Origin of the sequence: Muricauda sp. SCSIO 64092 (assembly GCF_023016285.1) — a bacterium.
GTDB lineage: Bacteria > Bacteroidota > Bacteroidia > Flavobacteriales > Flavobacteriaceae > Croceivirga.
Genome location: NZ_CP095413.1, coordinates 3,960,097 through 3,982,422, shown reverse-complemented (window position 1 = coordinate 3,982,422; position 22,326 = coordinate 3,960,097). Strand labels below are relative to the sequence as shown.

Below are 22,326 nucleotides of genomic sequence, written 5' to 3'. Positions count from 1 at the left end.
TGGTGCCCACTAGGGTGCAAATTTAAAATTGTCCTTGATTTCCCGAAGTACTGAAGATAAATGTTCAAATACCATTTTGTTCTCAAATCGTAATACAGTATATCCAAGTGCCTCTAGATAGGCATCCCGATTGGCGTCCTTCTCCTCCGCTATGGGGTTCTGATGCACTTGACCATCCAATTCAATAATCAGTTTTTCCGAAGCACAGTAAAAGTCAACAATGAAATGGTCTATACTGTGTTGTCGCCTGAATTTTCTCCCGTCCAGCTTCTTATGCTGCAACTGTTTCCAAAGAAATGCTTCCGCCGTGGTCAGGTTTTGCCTTAAATCTTTCCGATGCTGACGCAATTCAGGTTTGTTATGCTTTTTCATGGTTGGACCAAAACTAGCAAAAACAAAAAACTCCTTTCCCTAGACAGGGAAAGGTGGCGTTACAGTGGAACGCCGGAAAGGGTGGAAAAACAATCCCTTCCGTCTTGCTGCCCAGCAGCAATCCACCTTCCCTTGACCAAGGGAAGGAACTGTTTGATATGTCCAAACAGGCATCACCAATAATGAACATGGTCTATACTGTGTTGTCGCCTGAATTTTCTCCCGTCCAGCTTCTTATGCTGCAACTGTTTCCAAAGAAATGCTTCCGCCGTGGTCAGGTTTTGCCTTAAATCTTTCCGATGCTGACGCAATTCAGGTTTGTTATGCTTTTTCATGGTTGGACCAAAACTAGCAAAAACAAAAAACTCCTTTCCCTAGACAGGGAAAGATGACGTTACAGCGGAACGCCGGAAAGGGTGGAAAAACAATCCCTCCGCTCACAGCCAAGCTGTGACCACCTCCCTTTTCTAAAGGAAAGAACTGTTTGATATGTCCAAACAGGCATCACCAACAATGAAATGGTTTATACTGTGTTGTCGCCTGAATTTTCTCCCGTCCAGCTTCTTATGCTGCAACTGTTTCCAAAGAAATGCTTCCGCCGTGGTCAGGTTTTGCCTTAAATCTTTCCGATGCTGACACAATTCAGGTTTGTTATGCTTTTTCATGGTTGGACCAAAACTAGCAAAAACAAAAACTCCTTTCCCTAGACAGGGAAAGGTGGCGTTACAGCGGAACGCCGGAAAGGGTGGAAAAACAATCCCTCCGTCAAGCTGTGACCACCTCCCTTTTCTAAAGGAAAGAACTGTTTGATATGTCCAAACAGGCATCACCAGCAATGAAATGGTCGATACTGTGTTGTCGCCTGAATTTTCTCCCGTCCAGCTTCTTATGCTGCAACTGTTTCCAAAGAAATGCTTCCGCCGTGGTCAGGTTTTGCCTTAAATCTTTCCGATGCTGACGCAATTCAGGTTTGTTATGCTTTTTCATGGTTGGACCAAAACTAGCAAAAACAAAAACTCCTTTCCCTAGACAGGGAAAGGTGACGTTACAGCGGAACGCCGGAAAGGGTGGAAAAAACAATCCCTTCCGTCTTGCTGCCCAGCAGCAATCCACCTTCCCTTGACCAAGGGAAGGAACTGTTTGATATGTCCAAACAAGCATAACCAACACCAAAAAGAAATCAATCTAAACCGGCTTAATGATACATGGAAAACAGCTCTGTTGCTTTATTGTACGCAGCTTCAAAGACCATCCAATTCACTCCGGTATCCGCCTTTTGCGCCGTAAAATAGGAAAGCATCTTTTCGGTGGGCATATTTCCGGTAAGCTCATCTTTGGCCATGGGGCAGCCACCAAAACCCTGTACGGCCCCATCAAATCGTCTGCAACCGGCCTGGTAGGCCGCTTGGACTTTCTCGTGCCAACTGGTTGGGGTGGTATGCAAATGGGCCCCAAATTCAATATCAGGGTATTTGGGTATCAAATTGGAAAAGAGATAATCGATGACTTCAGGGGTGGAACTGCCAATGGTATCGGATAGTGAAAGGATTCCAACCCCCATTTCCGCCAGCTTTTCCGTCCACTCCCCTACGATTTCCACATTCCAGGGATCCCCATAGGGATTTCCAAACCCCATGGAAATATAGGTGACCACCTTTTTGTTGGACGCATGGGCAATCCCAAGGATTTCCTTTAAGGTTTCCACGGACTGATCAATGGTCTTATGGGTATTCCGCATTTGAAAGTTCTCCGAAATGGAAAACGGAAAACCCAAATAATCAATTTCTGGGTGCACACTGGCATTATGGGCGCCACGTACATTGGCCACAATGCCCAATAGCTTACTTTTTGTTCGTGTGAGGTCCAATCTGGCCAGGACCTCAGCAGTATCCTGCATTTGCGGAATGGCCTTGGGGGAAACAAAACTTCCAAAATCCAGGGTATCAAAACCACATCCCAACAAGGCCTGAATGTATTTGGCTTTCTGTTCCGTAGGAATAAAAGCTTTAATGCCCTGCATTGCATCCCGGGGACATTCTATGATTTTGACCTTTGTATTGGACATGTTGTAAAAGTACGAATAGCCCCCTAGCCCCCAAAGGGGAAAAGGGGTATTAGGTGTTAGGTGTTAGGTGTTAGGTGCTAGGTAAGGCGAGAAGCGTAGGTAGAACAATTCTTGAACAACACTCCTTTAACCCACCAACAAATACACCGCTATCCCTACAAAAACCACAATCTGTAACCATTTGAAAAAAACCGACACCTTGGGTGTTTTGGAGATATAAGTGGAAATACTACCGGCCATGATTGCCATACCCCCAAAAATCAATGTGGAAACCATGATGAACAAAAACCCAAGGGTATAAAACTGAATAACGGGATTTAGGGAATCGCTAAAAAGAAAGGCCGGAAAAAAAGCCAGGAAAAAAATGGTCACCTTGGGATTGAGCACATTCATCCAAAATCCTTTTTTAAATAAGCCTGTCAATCGCAGTTCCGTGGTATTTCCCTGGGACAGTTCAATACCAGAGCCTTCCCTGAACACCATAAATGCCAGGTACATCAGATAGGCAGCCCCAAACAGTTTTATGACCCAGAAAAGGGTTTCACTTCGCTTTATCACTTCGGAAACCCCAAAAGCCAACAGGGTCGTATGAATCAAACAACCGGTCATTAGCCCCGCCACCACCGCCAAACCGTATTTTTTGCCATTAGCCATACTCAGGGTCAGCACAAAAATATTGTCAGGACCGGGTGAAATGGCCAACGCCGCCGTGGCCAATACAAATCCAAGAAGTATTTCGTAATCCAAGAAAGGGTCATTAGCGGTTTTCAAAATACAAATTCCATCTCAGGTTTTTTGTACCTTAAACGCAAAAACAATGAAGAACAATTACAAGGCCTACTTGTTATTCTTGGGTCTGGCATTTGGCCTTACCTTTGGCATTGCCATGTTTGTAAAAAATACTGAAAAGCCCAATTCCATAACCGAAATTGAAAAAACCAAGACCTTGCGCCACGTCGTTCTGTTCAAATTTAAGGAAGGTACTTCTCCCGAAGAGCTAAAGGCAATTGAAGCTGCATTCTCGGATTTACCTTCCAAGATCCCCGAGATTATTGCTTTTGAATGGGGATTGAACAATAGTCCCGAGGGTTTGGACAAAGGTTTTACCCATTGCTTTTTTGTGAGCTTTAAAGACGAACAGGGCCGCGAAACCTATTTGCCCCATTCGGACCATAAAGCTTTTGTGGATTTGGCTTCACCACATATTGAAGATGTCCTTGTGGTGGATTACTGGACGGATTGACCTACCAGGTATATTCCGGTGGTTCAATGGTATTCATCCGTAAATAGAGATTGGCCTTGGCCCTGTGATTGGCCATATGGTCCTGCACGTAAAAAAGCGCAAAAGCCCGACTTACCACATTGCCACTGTGATACATGGTACAGGTTTCGTCCAACTGATCCTGCTCAATGGTCCTGATGACTTGCGTAGTATAGTCGAATCCCTTTTTTAAAAGTTGGATGATCTCTTCTTTTGTTAAGGTCGAAGCATCCGGAGCGTTGGGTTTTACCTTCATGCCCTGAACATATCTTTTGGTCAATAATTCAATGGTATAACCAATATGCACCATTTGTTCCGCAAAGGTTTTGCTGACTTCCGTTGGTTGATACCCATAAAGTTCCTCCGGCATGGCCTCAGCTACTTCCAGGCAGTGTTCTCTAGCTTCCAACCATACGGGAAGGTACATTTTGGTAAAATCCGTTCTGGGCATTTCATCGGTTTGTGCCCAAAGCAGATGGGAGGTCAAAAAGGCCAGTGATAAGAAGAGTGGTCTCATACCAAAAACTTTAGTGTTCTTGGCTCAAGATAGCTTTATTGATGCGTTTTATCAAACTGGGTCCTTCATATATAAATCCTGTATACAACTGTACCAAATCCGCTCCGGCCTCCAATTTTTCAAGGGCATCCTCTGCAGAATGAATGCCGCCGACCCCAATAATGGGAAATGCCTTTTTGCTTTTCTCCGAAAGAAAACGAATGACCTCAGTACTTCGTTTGGCCAACGGTTTCCCACTTAGTCCTCCCTTTTCCTCAACCAGTGTCAAGTGTGACTTGAGTCCTTTTCGCCCGATGGTGGTATTGGTGGCAATTACCCCATCTATCTTGGAAGCTTTGACAATGCTGATAATATCCAATAACTGGGCATCCGTAAGGTCCGGTGCGATTTTTAACAGAATTGGTTTTTCCGGTGATTCATATTTTTTGGCGAGCTTGATGTTTTCCCGCTTTAGCTTTTTTAAGATATCGGTAAGTGGTTTCTTGTCCTGAAGTTCCCGCAAACCAGGTGTGTTGGGAGAGCTTACATTGACCACAAAATAGTCCACATACTCAAATAGGGCATCAAAACAGATAAGATAATCCTTGACCGCATCCTTATTGGGCGTCACTTTGTTTTTCCCAATGTTACCCCCAATCAATACGCGCTGTTCTTTCCGCAATCGTTCCACGGCATCAAAAACCCCTTCATTATTAAAGCCCATTCTATTAATGATCGCCTTATCCTCAATTAAGCGGAACAATCGTTTTTTTGGATTGCCGGGTTGGGGCTTGGGGGTCAATGTACCAATTTCTATAAACCCAAATCCCAAATCCGATAATTCATTGAAAAGCTTGGCATCTTTATCGAATCCTGCCGCCAACCCCACTGGATTTTTAAACTTCAGACCAAAAACCTCCCTTTCCAATTTTGGATCGTCCATACTGAAAAGCTTTCGGAATACGGTTGAAAAACCTAGTCTGGAAAGTAGTTTAATTGATGAGAAGGAGAAGTGGTGAACAGTTTCGGGATCAAGCAAAAATAACAGGGGGCGAATTACCAGCTTGTACATTAACACTTATTTTCCGTAAAAATAGAAAGTCTAACGAAAGCACCCTTCAAAAAGGGCTATTTTTCGTTCATTGACCTTGGGGCATATAGGGGACTTCGATTGACCTGGTTACAGAGCATGATATAAAGGTTGTACTGCTCGTTGGTAAAAATACCCAACATTCGCTTGTCCAATAATTTAATGTTGTTCTGCATGCTGTCCAACAAAGCCTTGTATTTATGGGACATTATCAATAAATCCTCTACAGAACTTTGGGCATGGTTCTTTAATAGGTTCTGCGCTTTAATCTCAAAAATCTCGTTCCTAAATTGCAGTTCCGCGCCCCAATTGCGCATTTGTTCTATTTGCTCATCGGTCAACTCAAATACGGTTCGGATCATTTCATCATCCTTACCCCCAATACCCAAAAGACAATCCTCCTGGGAAAAGAGCATAAGTGGTCCTAGAAATAACAATAGTAAATATCGTATCAATCCCAATGGTTTAAGAAAGGAAAGATAGATTCTAATTTCAACCCGACGGAAAAACAAGGACGAATTAAACCGTATTTTTGATAAAAAGCATTTTAATGGAAAAATTACTACCCCGTTTTCTGGATTATGTAGCTATTGACACCCAAAGCGATCCGCGTTCAAAAACCACTCCAAGCACCAAAAAACAGTTGGTTTTGGCCAAAAAGTTAGTGTTTGAATTGCACCAAATTGGTATGCAGGAGGTCTCCATTGATGAAAATGGGTATATCATGGCCAGTTTGCCCAGTAATTTGGATAAAACAGTGCCCACCATTGGCTTTATTGCACATTATGATACTACACCTGATTTTACCGGTTTCAATGTGAAACCCAAAATAATCGAAGATTATGATGGCGGGGACATTGTATTGCATACCACTAAAAACATCATACTATCTCCAGATTATTTTGAAGAGCTATTGCACTATAAGGGGCAGACGTTGATCACAACGAATGGCACCACACTTTTGGGCGCTGACGATAAGGCGGGCCTGTCGGAAATCATTACAGCCATGGAATATCTTATCAAACATCCGGAAATAAAGCACGGCAATATCCGTATTGCCTTTACACCGGATGAGGAAATAGGAAGGGGAGCCCATAAATTTGATGTGAAAAAGTTTGGTGCGGACTGGGCCTATACCATTGATGGCAGTCAATTGGGAGAGTTGGAATATGAAAATTTCAACGCGGCAAGTGCCAAAATCACCTTTACGGGAAAAAGTGTCCACCCTGGCTATGCCAAAGGAAAAATGGTGAACGCAATTATACTCGCCAACACCTTTATAAGCTTGTTGCCCAAACGGGAAACCCCTGAAACCACGGAAGATCGAGAAGGCTTTTTTCATGTTCATGACATTAAGGGATCCATTGAAAGTGCGCAATTGGAACTGATCATAAGGGACCATGATGAGGAACAATTTGAGGCAAGGAAGGAACTACTGTCCAATATTGCGACCAAACTCAATAAGCAATACCGGGAAGAGTTTGTAACACTTGAAATCACCGACCAATACCGAAACATGCGGGAAAAGATAGAACCCGTGTTCCATATTGTGGAAATCGCCGAAGAGGCCATGATGCAATTGGGCATTGAGCCCCTAATAAAGCCCATACGCGGCGGAACGGATGGCTCACAGTTAAGTTTTATGGGATTGCCCTGCCCCAATATTTTTGCAGGGGGGCATAATTTCCATGGCAAATATGAGTACATCCCTTTGGAAAGTATGGAAAAGGCCGTAGACGTAATTGTAAAAATTTGCGAACTTACCGGGGAGAAATTTATGAGCCATGGAAAAAAATAAAAGCGCGGATGCGTACTATGCGGCCGAGCATCACTATCAAGAAGCCATAGTCCACCTTAGAAATTTAGCCAAAACAACTGAGGCCATAGAAACTTGCAAATGGGGAATGCCCGTCTACACCATCAACAACAAAAATGTATTTGGCATCTGTAGGTTCAAGGCATTTTTCGGTATTTGGTTCTATCAAGGGGTATTTCTAAAAGATCCCAAAGGCGTATTACGAAATGCGCAAGAAGGAAAAACAAAGGCGATGCGCCACTGGAATTTCACTTCTATTGAAGAAATAGATGATAAAGGCGTTTTGGCCTACATCAATGAAGCTATAGAAAACCAAAAACTGGGAAAAGAGATAACACCTGAAAAAAAGAGCGCAGCATATGCCATGCCTTCCCAATTAAAAGAAGCGCTGGAAAAAAACTCAAAATTACATACTTCGTTCAACGCTTTTTCCCCCTATAAACAAAAGGAGTTTGCCGAATATATCAATGAGGCCAAACAAGAAAAAACCAAATGGAACCGCCTGGAAAAAATTCTTCCCATGATTGAAAAAGGGGTCGGTCTAAATGATGCTTACCGAAAGTCCTGATTTTAAACATCAGGTAGTTTCCAACCATTGTGGTAAACCGGTGTCATCAATGCATTTGATTTGGAGTCCGCAAACGCCTTTTTATTGGCATCCCAGTATATCCTATTCCCGGTTTTGTAGGCAATATTCCCCATGTGGCAAACCAAGGCCGTATTGTAACCTACTTCAATTGGAGCATTCAATAGCTTGGAATCCCTGGATTTTATGGCTTCAATAAAGTTTGTGGTGTGTAAATCCAGTCCATTGCCTTCATTTTGACGTAGTGGGATTGCTTCCATTTTTGGTCCAAGGTCCTTACTCCAGTCCGGTCTCTCATTTTCGGGAATAACCTCCCATCCCCCCCTATTTAAAACTAAGGTGCCATTATTTCCAATAAAGGCGATTCCGTGGTCACGACCATAATTGCCCCCGTCAATACCGGTTGCATGTTCCCATAAAATGGAATAGCCATCATATTCATATACCGTTTGTAAGGTGTCCGGAGTTTCAGAGGCATCATTGGGATAGGCAAATTTTCCTCCAATGGCCATGACCGATTTTGGGGTACCCGCCTTCATTCCAAAAAGGGCATAGTCCATAAGATGTACGCCCCAATCCGTCATTAGCCCCCCGGCATAGTCCCAGAACCATCGAAAATTAAAGTGGAATCGATTGGGGTTGAAAGGCCTCTTGGGCGCTGGCCCCAACCACATATTATAATCCACACCTGTGGGGACGGCAGTATCGTCCAACAAAGGAACGGGCTGCATCCAACCTTGGTAGGCCCATACTTTGACCAAACGAATTTCACCCAGCTTACCGGAATGTACAAAGTTTATGGCATCCACAAAATGAGGCTGGCTCCGTTGCCATTGCCCAATTTGAACCATACGATCACTGGAATTCACCTTCTTGAGCATGGCCTTGCACTCATGGATGGAGTTCGCAATTGGCTTTTCACAGTAGACATCCTTTTTGGCATCAATGGCGTCAATGAGTTGCAAACAGTGCCAATGATCGGGCGTTCCAATAATGACCACCTCCACATCACTATCCTCCAATAGTTTTCGATAATCTGTATACCATTTGGGCTTTTTGATGTTGGCCTTTTCCAGGTCGGACGTTCTATTTTCCAAAACACTTTTATCCACATCACAGAGGGCCACTACTTCTATTTCACTATGCTTCAACATAGAGGATAGATTGGAGAATCCCATCCCCTTACAGCCTATTAGACCTACCTGGATCTTATCGTTTGGGCTTATCTTTTTGCGCATGGACCCCAATAGTTCCATTGGGAACAGTGTCCCTATTCCCAACGCCCCCATATAAAGTGATCCGGATTTGATAAAGTGCCTTCTTGTAGCCATTTTTTTGGATTTGCACTTAAGTTACAAACAAAAAAGGCCCTTTGAAAATCAAAGGGCCTTTTCATTGTATTGGGAATGCCTGTTATTTCTTGGTAGGGGTCGGGCTTAGTTTTTTACTACCCTCCATGGAGATTGCCGAACGGTCAAATTTTAACTTGCCGGCCATCGTTTCAATAACGCAGGAATTGTCCTTGTCGTTAAGATCAACAATCTTTCCATGAAGACCACTTTTAGTTATCACCTTATCCCCTTTCTTAATATCCGCCAGAAACTTCTTTTCATCTTTTTGACGTTTCATTTGTGGTCGAATCATAAAGAAATATGCCACTACAAAAATCAACAGTAGTGGAAAAAACTGTCCTAATTGCTCCATTAAAATTATTTTACCGGTCCGGCAGGTGCCTGATCCTTAGGTGTAACGAATGCTTTAATTCTTAGCAGTTCGGATCCTTTTTCAGTATTTGCAGTTACCGTCACCGTTTTGGTGACTTGGCTTTTACCGGAACCATTGAATTTAACAAGAAGTTCACCGGTCTCGCCAGGAGCTATGGGTGTATTCTTTGGGTATTGGGGAACCGTACAACCACAACTGCTTCTTGCATCTGTAATGATCAAGGGGGCATCGCCTGTATTGGTGAACGTAAACACCGTTTCTTGAGGAGTTCCCTGTATAATGGTACCAAAGTCGTGCTCGGCCTTATCAAAGGACATTACGGGGAGTTTTTTGGAAACCTCATCCCGTTCAGACGCAGTTTCAACGTTTTCAGCAACTACTTTACTACTTGCTTTATCCTTACAGGATGTTCCTAAGAACAATAACCCCATAGCAACAAATGCAAAAGCTATTCTTTTCATAATTATCTTTGTTTATTTAGGCAAAAATAAGGATTTCCTCCTTACAACAGTCCCCTTCCCATTTTTTGCATTCGTCCCGACCGTTTGTATTCCTTTACCAATTTGTCCAATATACCATTGATAAAGATGCTGCTTTTGGGTGTGGAATACTCCTTTGCAATTTCCAAATATTCATTGATGGTAACCTTTTCGGGAATGGAGGAAAAATGAATGAACTCGCAAATGGCCATCTTTAAGAGAATATGGTCAATTTCGGCAATGCGGTCCTTATCCCAATTAGGGGTTTTTGCTTGAATTTCCTTCTCCCATTCACTGTTGTTCAACAACGTCTTTACCAATAAGTCCTTCGCAAAAACCATATCCTGTTGGTCCTTTAACAGGCGGGGGAGGAAAAACCGTTCTGCACTATCCGGCTTTGCCTTTTTTAAGCGTTTGACCAAAAAGGTGTTTACAATGGGGATATCATCCACCCATGTCAACTTATCGTCCTCAAAGTATTCGTAAATCTTTTCGTTCGGGGCAATGATTTCCTTGAACAGATCAATCACAAAATTCCTATCGGCCTCATAATTGGTTTTGGATGCCGTCATGTAGGTACCATAAATTTCACTTTGCACTATTTCTTTGTGAAGAATTTTTACGTATTCCTCATTGAGGTACCAATTGTTCAATTTCCTTTTGGAAATCTCCTGGCCGAGGGCCTTATTTTCCGTTAGCTGCAATAGCAGTTTGTTCTTTACAAATCTTTTGGTGTCGGGATAAGTATCCCCATCCTCGGAAAGGTATTTTTTTGACGCATGGTCCGCATGTTTTTTTGCCAGTTGATGCAATTCCATCAATAATCCCAGGAGTAATAAATACAACGTATAGACATTGGCAATACTTACATTGAGGAACTTCTGTTGTTTTTCCAATGAATCGTCTTCGGACTGTGTAAGGGCATAGATACATTGCATCACTTTTACCCTAATATGCCTTCTTGTTAGCATTTAAAAGAACTATATACAATATGGATTGATAATGATGGGCAAAAGTAAGGCTATATTTTTACCACTCCTATCCCTGGTTAACATCTTATCAGTTTTATAACATTGGGATTGGTTCCAATCACATATCTTTGGCAACTTGGATAAGGAAAATCCCCGTCTTTTTGGACAATGAAAGAATTAAAACATCTTAATAAGTATTTTAAGAAATACTGGTTCAAACTCCTTCTAGGCATAATTATTACCATTGTGGCCCGGGTGTTTTCACTAATTATGCCCTCCTACGTAAGTAAATCGATAGATACGATCAATGCCCTGGCAACCAATATCCTGGATAAGGCGGAAGCAAAGAATTTACTCTTTGAATATATCCTCATTATTATTGGAGCTGCCGTTCTTTCCGGTTTGTTCACTTTTTTAATGCGACAAACCATCATTAATGTTTCCAGATATATTGAATACGATTTAAAGAACGAGGTTTTTGATCATTATCAAATATTGAACTTGGATTTTTACAAACGCAATCGAATCGGCGATTTAATGAACCGCATCAGTGAGGATGTCACTCAGGTGCGCATGTATGGCGGTCCGGTTATCATGTACGGTATCAATACCATTACCACCTTTGTCTTTGTTATTTCGTTGATGTTCATAAAGGCGCCTACCATTGCGTTCTACACCTTGATACCTTTGCCCATCCTTTCGGTATTGATCTATCAAATAAGTAGGATCATCCACAAACGAAGCACCAAAGTACAGGAATACCTTTCCACACTGTCCACCTTTGCACAAGAATCCTTTTCCGGGATATCGGTGATAAAAGCCTATGGCCTGGAGCCCCAAATAAATAGGGATGTTAGGAAGTTGGCCTTGGAAGGCAAGGAAACAAGTATGGATTTGGCCAAGGTAAATGCCTGGTTCTTTCCTTTGATGATCCTTTTAATAGGCATCAGTAATATCCTGGTCATCTACATTGGTGGAAAGCAATACATTAATGGTGAAATAAGCCTTGGGGTCATAGCGGAATTCATCCTTTATGTCAATATGCTTACCTGGCCGGTGGCCGTGGTAGGATGGTTGACCTCCATTGTCCAAAGGGCAGAGGCTTCACAGAAAAGAATCAATGAGTTCCTGAAAATAAGGCCCCAGATTAAAAATGAAGTTTCTTCCCCAACCCCAATTCAAGGGAAAATAGTATTCAAAAATGTTTCCTTTACGTATGAGGATACCGGTATCCAAGCCCTTGATGATATATCATTTATCGTGAACACCGGGGAGACCCTGGCAATTTTGGGCAAGACGGGATCCGGAAAATCCACAATCTTGGATTTAGTGGCCAGGCTTTACGATGTAAATGAAGGTAAAATCCTTCTGGACGATAACCCCATTGAGACCCTAAACCTAAACAGCCTTAGAAGTTCCATTGGAGCAGTTCCACAAGACGCCTTCCTTTTTTCCGATACCATTGAGAACAATATCCGTTTTGGAAAGGAAGAAGCCAGTACATCGGAAATCATTGACGTTGCCAAAGATGCGGTGGTCCATGAAAATATTGTTGGGTTTGCCAAACAATACGATACGGTCCTGGGAGAACGTGGAATCACTTTAAGTGGCGGACAGAAACAACGGGTTTCCATCGCAAGGGCGCTTATAAAAGATCCCAAAATTTACCTTTTTGATGATTGCCTTTCTGCGGTGGATACCGAAACCGAGGAAGAGATTTTGAAAAACCTAAAGAACGCTTCCGCGGAAAAAACTACCTTGATTGTAAGCCATAGGGTGTCATCGGCCAAAAACGCCGATAAAATCATAGTATTGGAAGATGGCAAGATCATACAAGAGGGTACCCATGCGGAATTGAACAATCGAGAGGGGTACTATCAACAACTGTATCAAGACCAATTGACGGAGAAAGAATAATCAAAAAGTTGCCCCTTTATGATTTTTTTTACATTTTTGGCAGAATAATGTAACATTACACTAACAGAACACTACACCATATGGGCGATAAAGATTTAATGGATCAGGAAGAAATTTACTCCAAAGTCCTTAGGGCAGGGAGAAGAACGTATTTTTTCGATGTAAGGAGCACCAAAGCAGGTGACTATTATCTGACCATCACGGAAAGCAAGAAATTTACCAACGACGATGGCTCCTTTCATTATAAGAAACACAAAATTTATTTGTACAAGGAAGACTTTGAATCATTCCGTGAAATTATGGAAGAAATGATGGACTACATCATTGATGAAAAAGGTCTTGAGGTCATATCGGAACGGCACCAAAAGGATTTTAAGAAAGAGGAAGATGAGGATTCCCCGGATACGAAAGGAGCAGCCGGTAGTTTTACCGATGTGGACTTTGACGATATCTAACAATAATCCTAAAATAATTACCCTAACGACCTACTAACGTAGGTCGTTATTTGTTTTTAGTATAGACTAACTTAAATAATTCAAGATGAGATTGATACTCTTCCTGTTCCTGGCTGCATTGGGAATGCCGGTATACGCGCAAAATACTACAAGCTTGGACTATTATCTGCCCGAAGGGGTTTCCTACGACCCCACTATTCCTAAGCCTGCGGACATTATTGGTCATGAAGTGGGGCAATGGCATGTAACCCACGATAAGCTCATGTTCTACATGAAAACATTGGCAGACAAAAGTGATAGGATGACCATTGAAAATAGGGGCGAAACTTTTGAAGGCCGCCCCATCTTATTGCTAACGGTCACCTCCCCAAAAAACCATCAAAATCTGGAACAGCTACGGCAAGAGCATATTTCACTTACCGAGAGTGGGGCTACATCCTTAAATACGAATGGGATGCCCATAGTAGTATATCAAGGCTTTTCAATTCATGGTAATGAGTCCAGTGGTTCCAATGCCTCCCTTGCCTATGCGTATCACTTGGCCGCTGCTCAGGGACCTGAAATTGAAGAACTGTTGGACAATATGGTGATTCTACTGGATCCCTGTTTTAATCCAGACGGATTACAGCGTTTTGCCTATTGGGCCAATGTACATAGAAGTCAAAATTTGAATCCAGATCGTAACGAACGTGAATACCATGAAGTGTGGCCCGGTGGACGTACCAATCATTATTGGTTTGATATGAACAGGGATTGGCTGCCCGTACAATTACCTGAAAGTAGGGCACGTATCGAAACATTCCATAAATGGTTGCCCAATATTTTGACGGACCATCATGAAATGGGTACCAACTCCACTTTCTTCTTCCAGCCCGGCGAACCCTCAAGGGTGCACCCTTTAACTCCAAAAATCAATCAGGAATTGACTGCGGAAATCGGAACTTACCATGCCCGGGCCTTGGACAAGATCGGGTCACTTTACTATTCCGAGGAAAATTATGATGACTATTATTATGGTAAAGGCTCTACCTTTCCGGACGTGAACGGAAGCATAGGGATATTGTTTGAACAAGGAAGCTCAAGGGGCCATATCCAAGAAAGTGAAAACGGCATACTAACTTTTCCCTTCACGATAAAAAATCAGTTTACCACGGCCCTTTCCACTATTGAGGCCGCCAAGAACATGCGCACCAAAATCCTTGATTATCAGAGAAAATACTACCAGGAGATTAAAAGGGAGGCCGGTAGAAGTAGGACAAAGGGGTACCTATTTGGAGATGCCAAGGACATCAATAAGACCTGGCATTTGGCGGAAGTCCTGAATAGGCACAAGATACAATTCCATGAATTGAAGGACAATGTGACCATTGGCGGCAAGGCATTCAGAAAAGGGGCGGCGTATGTTGTTCCCCTAAATCAGAAAAATCCACGGTTGATCAGGGCCATGTTCGAAAAAAGAACAACCTTTAAAGACAGTCTTTTCTATGATATTTCCGCATGGACCTTTCCCTTGGCCTTCAATTTGGATCATATGGAGCTGTCCGCTTTGTTAAGTGCGGGCGATAAGGTGGAAAACCTGGAGCCCATTCAAGGGTCCATAAGTGGAAAAAGCAATTATGCCTATCTTTTTGAATGGCATGAGTATTACACCCCAAAAGCGTTGAATGCCATTCTTGAAAAGGGTTTACGGGCGAAGGTGGCCAAAACCCCCTTTAGCGTGAACGGTAAAAAATATGATTATGGGACCATAATGGTTCCAGTACAGAACCAGAAGTTAGATGCCAATGGGATGCACAGCTTTCTTGAAAAAGTTGCTTTGGAAAGCCAGATTTCCATTGATGCGGTATCTACTGGGTTGACCGTTGGAATTGATTTGGGCAGCAATGATTTTGATCCCATCCAAAAACAGAAAGTTGCCCTATTGGTAGGTGATGGTGTCCGCTCTTACGATGCTGGGGAAATTTGGCATTTGTTTGATACACGTTACAATATGAAGATTACCAAAATTGACACCCGTTATTTCCATGAGGTGGACTTAACTAAATACACCGACTTAATCATGCCCAGCGGTAGGGGTGGAAACATCTTGGACGAAAAAGGGGCCGAAAAAGTCAAGGAATGGGTACAGAACGGAGGAACCGTAATTGGTTTTAGGAATGTAGCGGATTGGTTTAAGAAGTACGAGTTTCTGAACTTCGAAATGAAAAAAGATACCCTAAAGGCCAAAAATATCAGATTTGACCAAAGACGTGATTTCTTGGGTGCCCAGGTAACCGGCGGTGCTATTTTTGAGGCAAAATTGGATAGGTCACATCCGGTTGGTTATGGGTATAAAAACAACAGGATTTCGTTGTTCAGAAATACCAATATCTACCTTAAACCTGAAAAAGATAGCTACAACAACCCTATTCAATACACCAATAACCCGCTGCAGAGTGGCTATATTTCCGAAGAAAACAAAAAGCTGATCAAAAACAGTGTGCCCTTTAAAGCCAAACGTATGGGTAAGGGACGTGTTATCCTGTTTACGGACAACACCAATTTTAGGGCCTTTTGGTATGGCACCAATAAACTGATGATGAATGCTATTTTCTTTGGTCCGATGATGTAATCCCAATTTTTACCAAAAGAAGGTTTAAAACGGCATGACTTAGGCAACAAAGGCATGCCGTTTTCAGATTGAAGGTAAAGATCAATACCATTATCGATAAGACGTATATCAGAGGATAGGCCAGTAGGACAAAACCGAAACGAAACGTAGCATCAAACTCGGGTTCCGGAACTTTGGGCTTTACTAAGATGCGCCAAAGCAATATCATGGGAAGATTGATCAACCTAAAAACAAAGCGGAAAAGTGGAGTCCCAAAGGACTTCCTCGGCGCTGTTTTGGTCGCATGTTTGGTATTGATCCACTGGTTACAGGCAACGGGATCGGTATAATCCATTCCCAGGTCATTCAACTTGGTCACCGTATGTTCATAGTTTTCCCCATCGGAAATATGTGTAGTGAGTTTTGTTAGTTTTTGAAACACTTCATTCTTTAAGGCCATGCCCCAGCCTTCCGCTTTACAATACTCCTGAACGGCAATGGGCTCGCCAAAATAAAGGGCAGCACTGTCCCCAGCCTGCCTGGGGGTTTGGTAGTTCTGCCCTACGGGTACGAGCACCAAATCCAATTCGGGGTCTTTTTTCAACGCTGCTTCAATAATACGGGTAAACCCTTTACTCAATGGTCGTATCCTACGTTTTAGGCTGTGGTTGGCTTCCGGGAAGATTAGGATAGCTTCCCCCCGCCCCAATAACGTACCACATTCGTCAAAAATGGCCCTGTTTCCGGAAAGACTGGCCCTTCCGTCCCGCATACGATAAATTGGCATCATTTGAAGAAATCGAAAAAGTGGTCCAAACACTGTCTTTTTAAACACATCCGCCCTCGTAAGAAACCACGGTTTCCTCCCGCATTTAGTAGCAATCAACAAAATGTCCATGAGTGCGTTCTGATGGTTGGACAAAAAAAGGATTGCTTTGTTTTTTGGGATATGTCCAAGACCCCCCAATTTAATTTTCCGGTAGTAAAAGAAAAGTGCAATGGTCACCCAATATCTAAAGAAATAATAAGCAATCCCCTTCACACCAATTCTTCTTTTTCAACAGATCCATATCCCCAAAACCCACTAAGTACCAAACCGGATATTAAATGCCATATGCCCCAAAAAGCCGTTAAAAGGGCCATACCGCCAAGGCCTTCGAAAAAAGTAAAAATCAATAAAAGGCCAAGGCCAGAGTTTTGTATTCCGGTTTCAATGGTCAAACAACGTATACTGCCTTTATCAAAACCCATTAACTTACCCAGGGAAAAACCGGTCAGTAAGGCCAACAAATTATGCAACAAAACCAACCAGAACACATACAGTACATACGTCATAAAAACCTCCCTATTGTTATAAAGTGCCATGAACACCAATACCACAAAAAAGAGCAGGGAACCGACTTTAAAGCCTTTTGCCATCATCCTGGCCAATTTGGGCCTATGGTAATTTACCAACATTCCCAATAGCAAGGGTATACCGAGCAATAAAGCAACAAGGCGCACCATGGCAAACGGGGATATGGAAATCTCTTTTAAGATAGATGCCGTGGGTCCATATAGACCACCCCAAAAACTAAGGTTAAAAGGGGTCATCACTATCGCCAAAAGTGTTGCAATTGCAGTGAGGGTAACGGAAAGGGCCGCATTACCCCTGGACATATGTGTAAAAAAGTTGGAGACATTTCCCCCGGGGCAGGCCGCTACCATAAACATACCCAAAGCTATACTGGGTATGGGATCGGTAAGCCATACCAGTAAAAAAGTGACCAATGGCAGTAGTATAAATTGACTTAGCACCCCGGTCAACACCAATTTTGGCGATTTGAGCAGTCGTTTAAAATCGTCCAATCGTATTTCCAGGGCAATTCCAAACATGACGAGGGCCAGGGCCACATTGAGTGCCCATAGGGATTTTGTATCAAAATTGATATGAACGTTATCTATGAGTTGCTCCAAAAACCATCCAATTTCCATCTAATATAAATGTTTCCCAACTAATGGATTGTCATGATCTTGAATCGATGCTTACCTTAGCAAAAGGATTAAAAACTTCTCCATGGCACGAACTCCGAGCAATATGCTACCATTGGGCACCCCTGCCCCCGATTTTTCGTTGTTTGATACCGTTAGTGGACAAACACGCAGCTTATCAGGGCTACGTGGCGAAAAAGGCACTGTCATTATGTTTATCTGTAATCACTGCCCTTTTGTGGTACATGTGAACCCAGAAATCTCAAAATTGGGTAAGGAATATCAAGAAAAAGGGATTGGATTTGTCGCCATTTCGAGCAATGATGTAGTGAACTATCCTCAAGATGCGCCCCATTTAATGACGGAAGTTGCACAAAAAGAGGGGTATTCCTTCCCTTATCTATATGATGAAAGCCAGGATGTGGCCAAAGCTTATGATGCTGCCTGCACTCCAGATTTCTATTTGTTCAACAGTTCGTTGAAACTGGTTTACAGAGGCCAATTGGACGATTCCCGCCCTCAAAACGGTTTGCCCTTAGACGGACATGATCTACGAAATGCCATAGATGCCCTTTTGGAGGGAAAATCCATTGACCAAGACCAAAAACCGAGTATAGGCTGTAATATTAAATGGATCGATAATGGGCATTAATGCGTTTGTAAATGGCGTTTTCCGAATTAAAACACCTTTTTGATGAAATTAAGTCCTAAAGAAGCCATAAAAGCACTTGCAGCCCATAAGGGCCCGTTTAAGACCTTGTTTGGGCATGGCACCCTTTCCATAGAAATCTACAAGCCCCAAAAAGTAGATTTACAACAACCCCATGAACAGGATGAGGTATATATGGTCATATCCGGAAGTGGTGAATTTTTGAATGGGGACGAACGAACAAATTTTGGGCCAGGTGATGTCCTTTTTGTTCCGGCGGGAGTCGTCCATAGATTTGAGAACTTCACGGATGATTTCGCAACCTGGGTATTGTTCTATGGTCCAAAAGGAGGTGAAAAAGCATAGTTTGGAAGTTGAAATCCAATTTATACCAGTTTCCAGGAAGAACATCGATACCTATATTGCCGTTGGGGTACAATCCTACAATGCGCATTATTTACATCTTTGGGAAAACAACAGTGCAATCCCATATATTTCCACAAGTTTTACTGCGGAGGTTGTCACCAGCGAATTGGTGAATGCCAATTGTGACAACTACATAGTTGTAGTTGACCATACCCCCGCCGGAGTCCTAAAAATAACACGGCATAAGGCCTGCGCCAACTTTACGGAAAAAGAGGCCCTATACCTGCATCGCTTGTATTTGAAAAAGGAATTTACCGGGAAGGGTGTTGGAAATGAGGCGCTCCTATTTTGTATAGATCGGGCCAGAGGACTCCAGAAGAAAGTCATTTGGTTGGAAGCCATGAAAAAAGGAAACGCCCTGGCGTTTTATCAAAAAAATGGATTTGGCATCATTGGGGAAACCAAAATAGCACTACCAGGCGTAAAACCCGATCAAAAAGAAATGTGGGTACTGGCAAAATCCATTTGACCTACCATTGCTTTTGGTCAATTACAGTTTTAATGTGGGCAAAATGGTGGCTTCCGTGCCATGCATATCGTCCAATATTTTCTTCCAAAGTAGATACCATATTACCCTCGGGGTGGGTGAACTTTCGTTGTAGTTGTTCTTTGGAAAGTCCTTTTAATAGATAAACCAATTTGGCATGAACCGCCCTTAAATGGTCCAATGATAATTGGATCGGGGCTGTTCTCGTATCAAAAAGATTGGCCCATTCTTTTTCAAAATAGGCCTTGATCAAAGGGTTGTCTTCCGTCAGGGCCCACTTAAAACGGATATAACTGTTATGGTGACTGTCCGCAACATGATGCACAACTTGTCGTATGGTCCACCCATCGGGCCGGTAAGGGGTTTCCAGTTGTTCTTCGGTCAACGAACGGACCAAATCCTCCAATTTGCCCGGTAAGGTTTCAAGAATGCCGATCCATTCCTCCAGATGCTCCTTGGTAATCACGGCAGGAACTTCATATTTTCCAATGGGATACCGGAGCTGTTCCATTCTGTTTTCTTCCATACCTTAAAAGTAACAAACTTTGATATAGATTTAACTACTGTAAAAATGATAGACTAAAAGTTAGTCCTAATTTTAGGGTATCAAAATTAGTTATACCATGGCAACATTACGATTGGGCGATACAGCCCCCAATTTTACCGCAGAAACTTCCCAAGGGACCTTAAATTTTTATGATTATTTGGGGGATAGCTGGGGGATTTTATTTTCCCATCCTGCGGATTTTACCCCAGTATGTACCACAGAACTGGGCACTGCAGCAAAATTTAAATCCGAATTCGATAAAAGAAATGTGAAAATGATGGCACTGAGCGTTGATGGGGCCGACTCCCACAATGAATGGATCAAGGACATCAATGAAACCCAGAAGACCATCGTTAACTTTCCCATTGTAGCTGACGAGGACAGAAAAGTATCCGATCTATACGATATGATTCACCCCAATGCGGACGATACCCTCACCGTACGTTCCGTATTTATCATCGCCCCGGACAAATCCGTAAAACTCATTTTAACGTACCCTGCCTCAACCGGGAGAAATTTTTATGAGCTTCTTAGGGTCATTGACTCCTTGCAATTGACCGCTTACCATAAAGTGGCTACGCCGGCCAATTGGAAGAATGGGGAAGATGTAGTGGTCAGTCCGGCTATCCCTACGGAAGAGGCGAAAGAAATGTTTACCAAGGGGGTGGAAGAGATAAAACCCTACCTTAGGATGACCCCTGACCCAACCGTTTAAGGAATTCCAAAAGACCTTAAACCGCTCTCGTTGAGCGGTTTTTTTATGAAAAAGTTTTCATAACACAAACTTAACGATCATCCCAACAACCTTTTTCATTTTGTGAATCCTACAAAAAACATATGTTATGGGAAGAGTTTATTTCCTGCCTCTTTTTTTGATCGTTTCCACCTTGGGAGGCTGTTGTTTTTATGGAAACTGTGAAGACGACGACTTTATAGGTGACCAACTATCCGCCTCACTTTATGAACCCGTGTTTTTGGATCGTAGCGATTTTGAAAAATCCGTTCAACTTAGGGAACCTATGGAAATTCTCAATTCCGGAAAAATATATGTTAAGGACAACTACCTCTTTGTGAATGAGGTCCGCAAGGGGTTCCATGTATTTGACAACTCCAACCCGCAAAGCCCAATTAAGATTACGTTTATTGAAGTACCCGGATCTACGGATTTGGCCATACGGGAAAACATATTTTATATAAATCAAGCTACGGATTTAATTGCAGCGGATTTTGATTTTGGCACAAACAGTTTAACCCTGACAAAACGCATTGAAAACACCTTCCCCGAACTACTCTCCCCAGATGGATTTTATGCGTATGACGTGCCTCTCAATAGTGTTGTTGTTGATTGGAAACTAAAAAAATGATCTTATGAAAAACCTAAGTTTTTTAGTCCTTCTTCCATTTTTGATCTTGTCCTGTAGTTCTGACGGTGATGCTGCCGGTTCGCCCGAAACACCCTCTCCAGATGGCCAGGGTGGTTCTTTGGCTACCTTTACCCTTAAGGGCGATTACTTATATGTGGTAGACCGATTTGATTTAAATGTTTTTAGTCTCGCCCAGGCCGAAGAACCGGTTTTGGTCAATAAAGTGAACATTGGTTTTGATATCGAAACTTTGTTTGGCTATAAGGACTATCTGTACATAGGTTCTAGAACCGGAATGTTCATTTATGGGCTTGGCAATCCTGAGTTCCCCCAAAAACTGTCCAGCGTTCAACATTTTACGGCCTGCGATCCCGTGGTCGCCAATGATACCCATGCTTTTGTAACCTTGCATAGCGATACGTTCTGTGGTAATGACATTAACGTTTTGGAAATCTATGATGTCACCAATGTTACCGAACCTATTCTTGTAAGCTCAAGGAACCTTATTTTTCCAAGAGGTTTGGGGCTTTATGGGAACTATTTATTTGTATGTGATGATGAAATAAAAGTCTTTGACATAAGCAATCCTGCCGAATCAAAATTAGTAAGGGCCATCAATAGACAAGCCTTTGATGTAATTATTAGGGGGGACTTGTTAATTGCCATTGGTGAAACAGGTCTATTCCAATATCAGTTGAACCCTTCGGATGAAGGAATTGATTTTACAGCCTTAAGTAACATCGCCATTTGATTTTGTCATAAGCATACCACTACCTCACTGTTTTGGCATGGCCCAATTATTTTTAAGGTTTTGTACGCAACCAATATCGTTACCAACATCTAAAGGACAACAACAATAAATAAATAAAAAACAACCGTGGTGACTTTCTTTTCTATGCTTACTTAATTGCACCCATTTTTCCAATGCCTTCCGGTATTAAAAAATCCAAACAATCTGTACATACCAGATTGATTGCGAATACTTTTAAATACTAAGTAGGGTTTTTCTTCGTTAAGTTGTTGCATAGGAAAGATTTAACAACCATCAAACCGCAAACA

28 protein-coding genes are annotated in these 22,326 nt (G+C 42.4%); 12 read left to right on the top strand and 16 right to left on the bottom strand.

The window, feature by feature from the left end; translation table 11 throughout:
- Window positions 1-9: 9 nt before the first annotated feature.
- From L0P88_RS16715 to L0P88_RS16690, 6 genes are all read right to left on the bottom strand, one after another.
- Window positions 10-372: an endonuclease domain-containing protein gene (locus L0P88_RS16715; RefSeq protein ID WP_247131061.1), complete on the bottom strand. Its 363-nt coding sequence runs from the start codon at window positions 370-372 to the stop codon at window positions 10-12.
- 173 nt (window positions 373-545) lie between these two features.
- Window positions 546-707, bottom strand: a complete 162-nt coding sequence (locus L0P88_RS16710) for a DUF559 domain-containing protein (RefSeq protein ID WP_247131060.1) — start codon at window positions 705-707, stop codon at window positions 546-548.
- Between the two features lie 132 nt (window positions 708-839).
- Window positions 840-1,037 (bottom strand): DUF559 domain-containing protein, encoded by a 198-nt coding sequence (locus L0P88_RS16705; protein ID WP_247131059.1) that lies wholly within the window; start codon window positions 1,035-1,037, stop codon window positions 840-842.
- A gap of 124 nt (window positions 1,038-1,161) precedes the next feature.
- Window positions 1,162-1,359, bottom strand: a complete 198-nt coding sequence (locus tag L0P88_RS16700) for a DUF559 domain-containing protein (protein ID WP_247131058.1) — start codon at window positions 1,357-1,359, stop codon at window positions 1,162-1,164.
- 208 nt (window positions 1,360-1,567) lie between these two features.
- The gene (locus tag L0P88_RS16695; protein ID WP_247131057.1) at window positions 1,568-2,437 is read right to left on the bottom strand and encodes a hydroxymethylglutaryl-CoA lyase; all 870 of its coding nucleotides are present in this window, start codon (window positions 2,435-2,437) and stop codon (window positions 1,568-1,570) included.
- 126 nt (window positions 2,438-2,563) lie between these two features.
- Window positions 2,564-3,184, bottom strand: coding sequence for a LysE family translocator (locus L0P88_RS16690; RefSeq protein ID WP_247131056.1), 621 nt, complete (start codon window positions 3,182-3,184; stop codon window positions 2,564-2,566).
- Window positions 3,185-3,254: 70 nt separating this feature from the next.
- Here L0P88_RS16690 and L0P88_RS16685 point away from each other — a divergent pair, with 70 nt between their 5' ends.
- Window positions 3,255-3,680 (top strand): Dabb family protein, encoded by a 426-nt coding sequence (locus L0P88_RS16685; RefSeq protein WP_247131055.1) that lies wholly within the window; start codon window positions 3,255-3,257, stop codon window positions 3,678-3,680.
- Window position 3,681: 1 nt separating this feature from the next.
- On the opposite strand, the gene L0P88_RS16680 is transcribed toward L0P88_RS16685, so the two are convergent.
- The 3 genes from L0P88_RS16680 to L0P88_RS16670 are packed head-to-tail and all read right to left on the bottom strand — an operon-like array spanning window position 3,682 to window position 5,739.
- The gene (locus L0P88_RS16680) at window positions 3,682-4,215 is read right to left on the bottom strand and encodes a DinB family protein (protein ID WP_247131054.1); all 534 of its coding nucleotides are present in this window, start codon (window positions 4,213-4,215) and stop codon (window positions 3,682-3,684) included.
- Window positions 4,216-4,225: 10 nt separating this feature from the next.
- A complete protein-coding gene (locus L0P88_RS16675) occupies window positions 4,226-5,266 on the bottom strand; it encodes a quinone-dependent dihydroorotate dehydrogenase (RefSeq protein WP_247131053.1) in 1,041 nt (346 codons plus the stop codon).
- A gap of 56 nt (window positions 5,267-5,322) precedes the next feature.
- Window positions 5,323-5,739: a hypothetical protein gene (locus L0P88_RS16670; RefSeq protein ID WP_247131052.1), complete on the bottom strand. Its 417-nt coding sequence runs from the start codon at window positions 5,737-5,739 to the stop codon at window positions 5,323-5,325.
- Window positions 5,740-5,834: 95 nt separating this feature from the next.
- Between L0P88_RS16670 and pepT the strand changes: the two genes are divergently transcribed.
- Together pepT and L0P88_RS16660 are read left to right on the top strand one after the other, a co-directional pair.
- Complete coding sequence (pepT, locus tag L0P88_RS16665; RefSeq protein WP_247131051.1) at window positions 5,835-7,082, top strand: peptidase T; 1,248 nt, start codon at window positions 5,835-5,837, stop codon at window positions 7,080-7,082.
- A complete protein-coding gene (locus L0P88_RS16660; RefSeq protein WP_247131050.1) occupies window positions 7,069-7,668 on the top strand; it encodes a YdeI/OmpD-associated family protein in 600 nt (199 codons plus the stop codon). Before pepT ends, L0P88_RS16660 begins: the two co-directional genes overlap by 14 nt.
- A gap of 2 nt (window positions 7,669-7,670) precedes the next feature.
- Here L0P88_RS16660 and L0P88_RS16655 read toward each other — a convergent pair whose 3' ends face one another.
- From L0P88_RS16655 to nusB, 4 genes are all read right to left on the bottom strand, one after another.
- Window positions 7,671-9,017, bottom strand: a complete 1,347-nt coding sequence (locus tag L0P88_RS16655) for a Gfo/Idh/MocA family protein (RefSeq protein ID WP_247131049.1) — start codon at window positions 9,015-9,017, stop codon at window positions 7,671-7,673.
- A gap of 82 nt (window positions 9,018-9,099) precedes the next feature.
- Entirely contained in the window at window positions 9,100-9,390 is a 291-nt protein-coding gene (gene yajC, locus L0P88_RS16650) for a preprotein translocase subunit YajC (protein WP_158780222.1), read from the bottom strand.
- 5 nt (window positions 9,391-9,395) lie between these two features.
- Window positions 9,396-9,872, bottom strand: a complete 477-nt coding sequence (locus L0P88_RS16645) for a DUF1573 domain-containing protein (protein ID WP_158780221.1) — start codon at window positions 9,870-9,872, stop codon at window positions 9,396-9,398.
- 41 nt (window positions 9,873-9,913) lie between these two features.
- On the bottom strand, window positions 9,914-10,861 hold the full coding sequence (gene nusB, locus L0P88_RS16640) for a transcription antitermination factor NusB (protein WP_247131048.1): 948 nt from the start codon (window positions 10,859-10,861) through the stop codon (window positions 9,914-9,916).
- A 168-nt stretch (window positions 10,862-11,029) separates the two neighbouring features.
- Here nusB and L0P88_RS16635 point away from each other — a divergent pair, with 168 nt between their 5' ends.
- From L0P88_RS16635 to L0P88_RS16625, 3 genes are all read left to right on the top strand, one after another.
- Entirely contained in the window at window positions 11,030-12,778 is a 1,749-nt protein-coding gene (locus tag L0P88_RS16635) for an ABC transporter ATP-binding protein (protein WP_247131047.1), read from the top strand.
- A gap of 80 nt (window positions 12,779-12,858) precedes the next feature.
- Entirely contained in the window at window positions 12,859-13,233 is a 375-nt protein-coding gene (locus tag L0P88_RS16630; protein ID WP_158780218.1) for a PUR family DNA/RNA-binding protein, read from the top strand.
- Between the two features lie 85 nt (window positions 13,234-13,318).
- On the top strand, window positions 13,319-15,844 hold the full coding sequence (locus L0P88_RS16625; RefSeq protein ID WP_247131046.1) for a M14 family zinc carboxypeptidase: 2,526 nt from the start codon (window positions 13,319-13,321) through the stop codon (window positions 15,842-15,844).
- On the opposite strand, the gene L0P88_RS16620 is transcribed toward L0P88_RS16625, so the two are convergent.
- Window positions 15,819-16,829, bottom strand: coding sequence for a 1-acyl-sn-glycerol-3-phosphate acyltransferase (locus tag L0P88_RS16620; RefSeq protein ID WP_247134884.1), 1,011 nt, complete (start codon window positions 16,827-16,829; stop codon window positions 15,819-15,821). The genes L0P88_RS16625 and L0P88_RS16620 overlap by 26 nt on opposite strands.
- 32 nt (window positions 16,830-16,861) lie before the next feature.
- On the bottom strand, window positions 16,862-17,797 hold the full coding sequence (locus L0P88_RS16615; RefSeq protein ID WP_247131045.1) for a bile acid:sodium symporter family protein: 936 nt from the start codon (window positions 17,795-17,797) through the stop codon (window positions 16,862-16,864).
- Window positions 17,798-17,879: 82 nt separating this feature from the next.
- On the opposite strand from L0P88_RS16615, the gene L0P88_RS16610 reads away from it, so the two are divergent.
- From L0P88_RS16610 to L0P88_RS16600, 3 genes are read left to right on the top strand one after another with little or no spacing between them, the layout of a single operon-like run.
- Complete coding sequence (locus tag L0P88_RS16610) at window positions 17,880-18,446, top strand: thioredoxin family protein (protein WP_247131044.1); 567 nt, start codon at window positions 17,880-17,882, stop codon at window positions 18,444-18,446.
- A 42-nt stretch (window positions 18,447-18,488) separates the two neighbouring features.
- Window positions 18,489-18,809 carry a cupin domain-containing protein gene (locus tag L0P88_RS16605; RefSeq protein WP_247131043.1) on the top strand — a complete coding sequence of 107 codons (321 nt, stop codon included), beginning with the start codon at window positions 18,489-18,491 and terminating at the stop codon, window positions 18,807-18,809.
- Window positions 18,796-19,338: a GNAT family N-acetyltransferase gene (locus L0P88_RS16600; protein ID WP_247131042.1), complete on the top strand. Its 543-nt coding sequence runs from the start codon at window positions 18,796-18,798 to the stop codon at window positions 19,336-19,338. Before L0P88_RS16605 ends, L0P88_RS16600 begins: the two co-directional genes overlap by 14 nt.
- Window position 19,339: 1 nt before the next feature.
- Here L0P88_RS16600 and L0P88_RS16595 read toward each other — a convergent pair whose 3' ends face one another.
- Window positions 19,340-19,882, bottom strand: coding sequence for a YfiT family bacillithiol transferase (locus L0P88_RS16595; RefSeq protein WP_247131041.1), 543 nt, complete (start codon window positions 19,880-19,882; stop codon window positions 19,340-19,342).
- 97 nt (window positions 19,883-19,979) lie between these two features.
- On the opposite strand from L0P88_RS16595, the gene L0P88_RS16590 reads away from it, so the two are divergent.
- The 3 genes from L0P88_RS16590 (at window position 19,980) to L0P88_RS16580 (ending at window position 22,018) form a co-directional block, all read left to right on the top strand.
- A complete protein-coding gene (locus L0P88_RS16590) occupies window positions 19,980-20,618 on the top strand; it encodes a peroxiredoxin (protein ID WP_247131040.1) in 639 nt (212 codons plus the stop codon).
- A 127-nt stretch (window positions 20,619-20,745) separates the two neighbouring features.
- Window positions 20,746-21,267: a hypothetical protein gene (locus L0P88_RS16585; RefSeq protein WP_247131039.1), complete on the top strand. Its 522-nt coding sequence runs from the start codon at window positions 20,746-20,748 to the stop codon at window positions 21,265-21,267.
- A 4-nt stretch (window positions 21,268-21,271) separates the two neighbouring features.
- Window positions 21,272-22,018, top strand: a complete 747-nt coding sequence (locus L0P88_RS16580; protein WP_247131038.1) for an LVIVD repeat-containing protein — start codon at window positions 21,272-21,274, stop codon at window positions 22,016-22,018.
- Window positions 22,019-22,326: the final 308 nt, after the last annotated feature.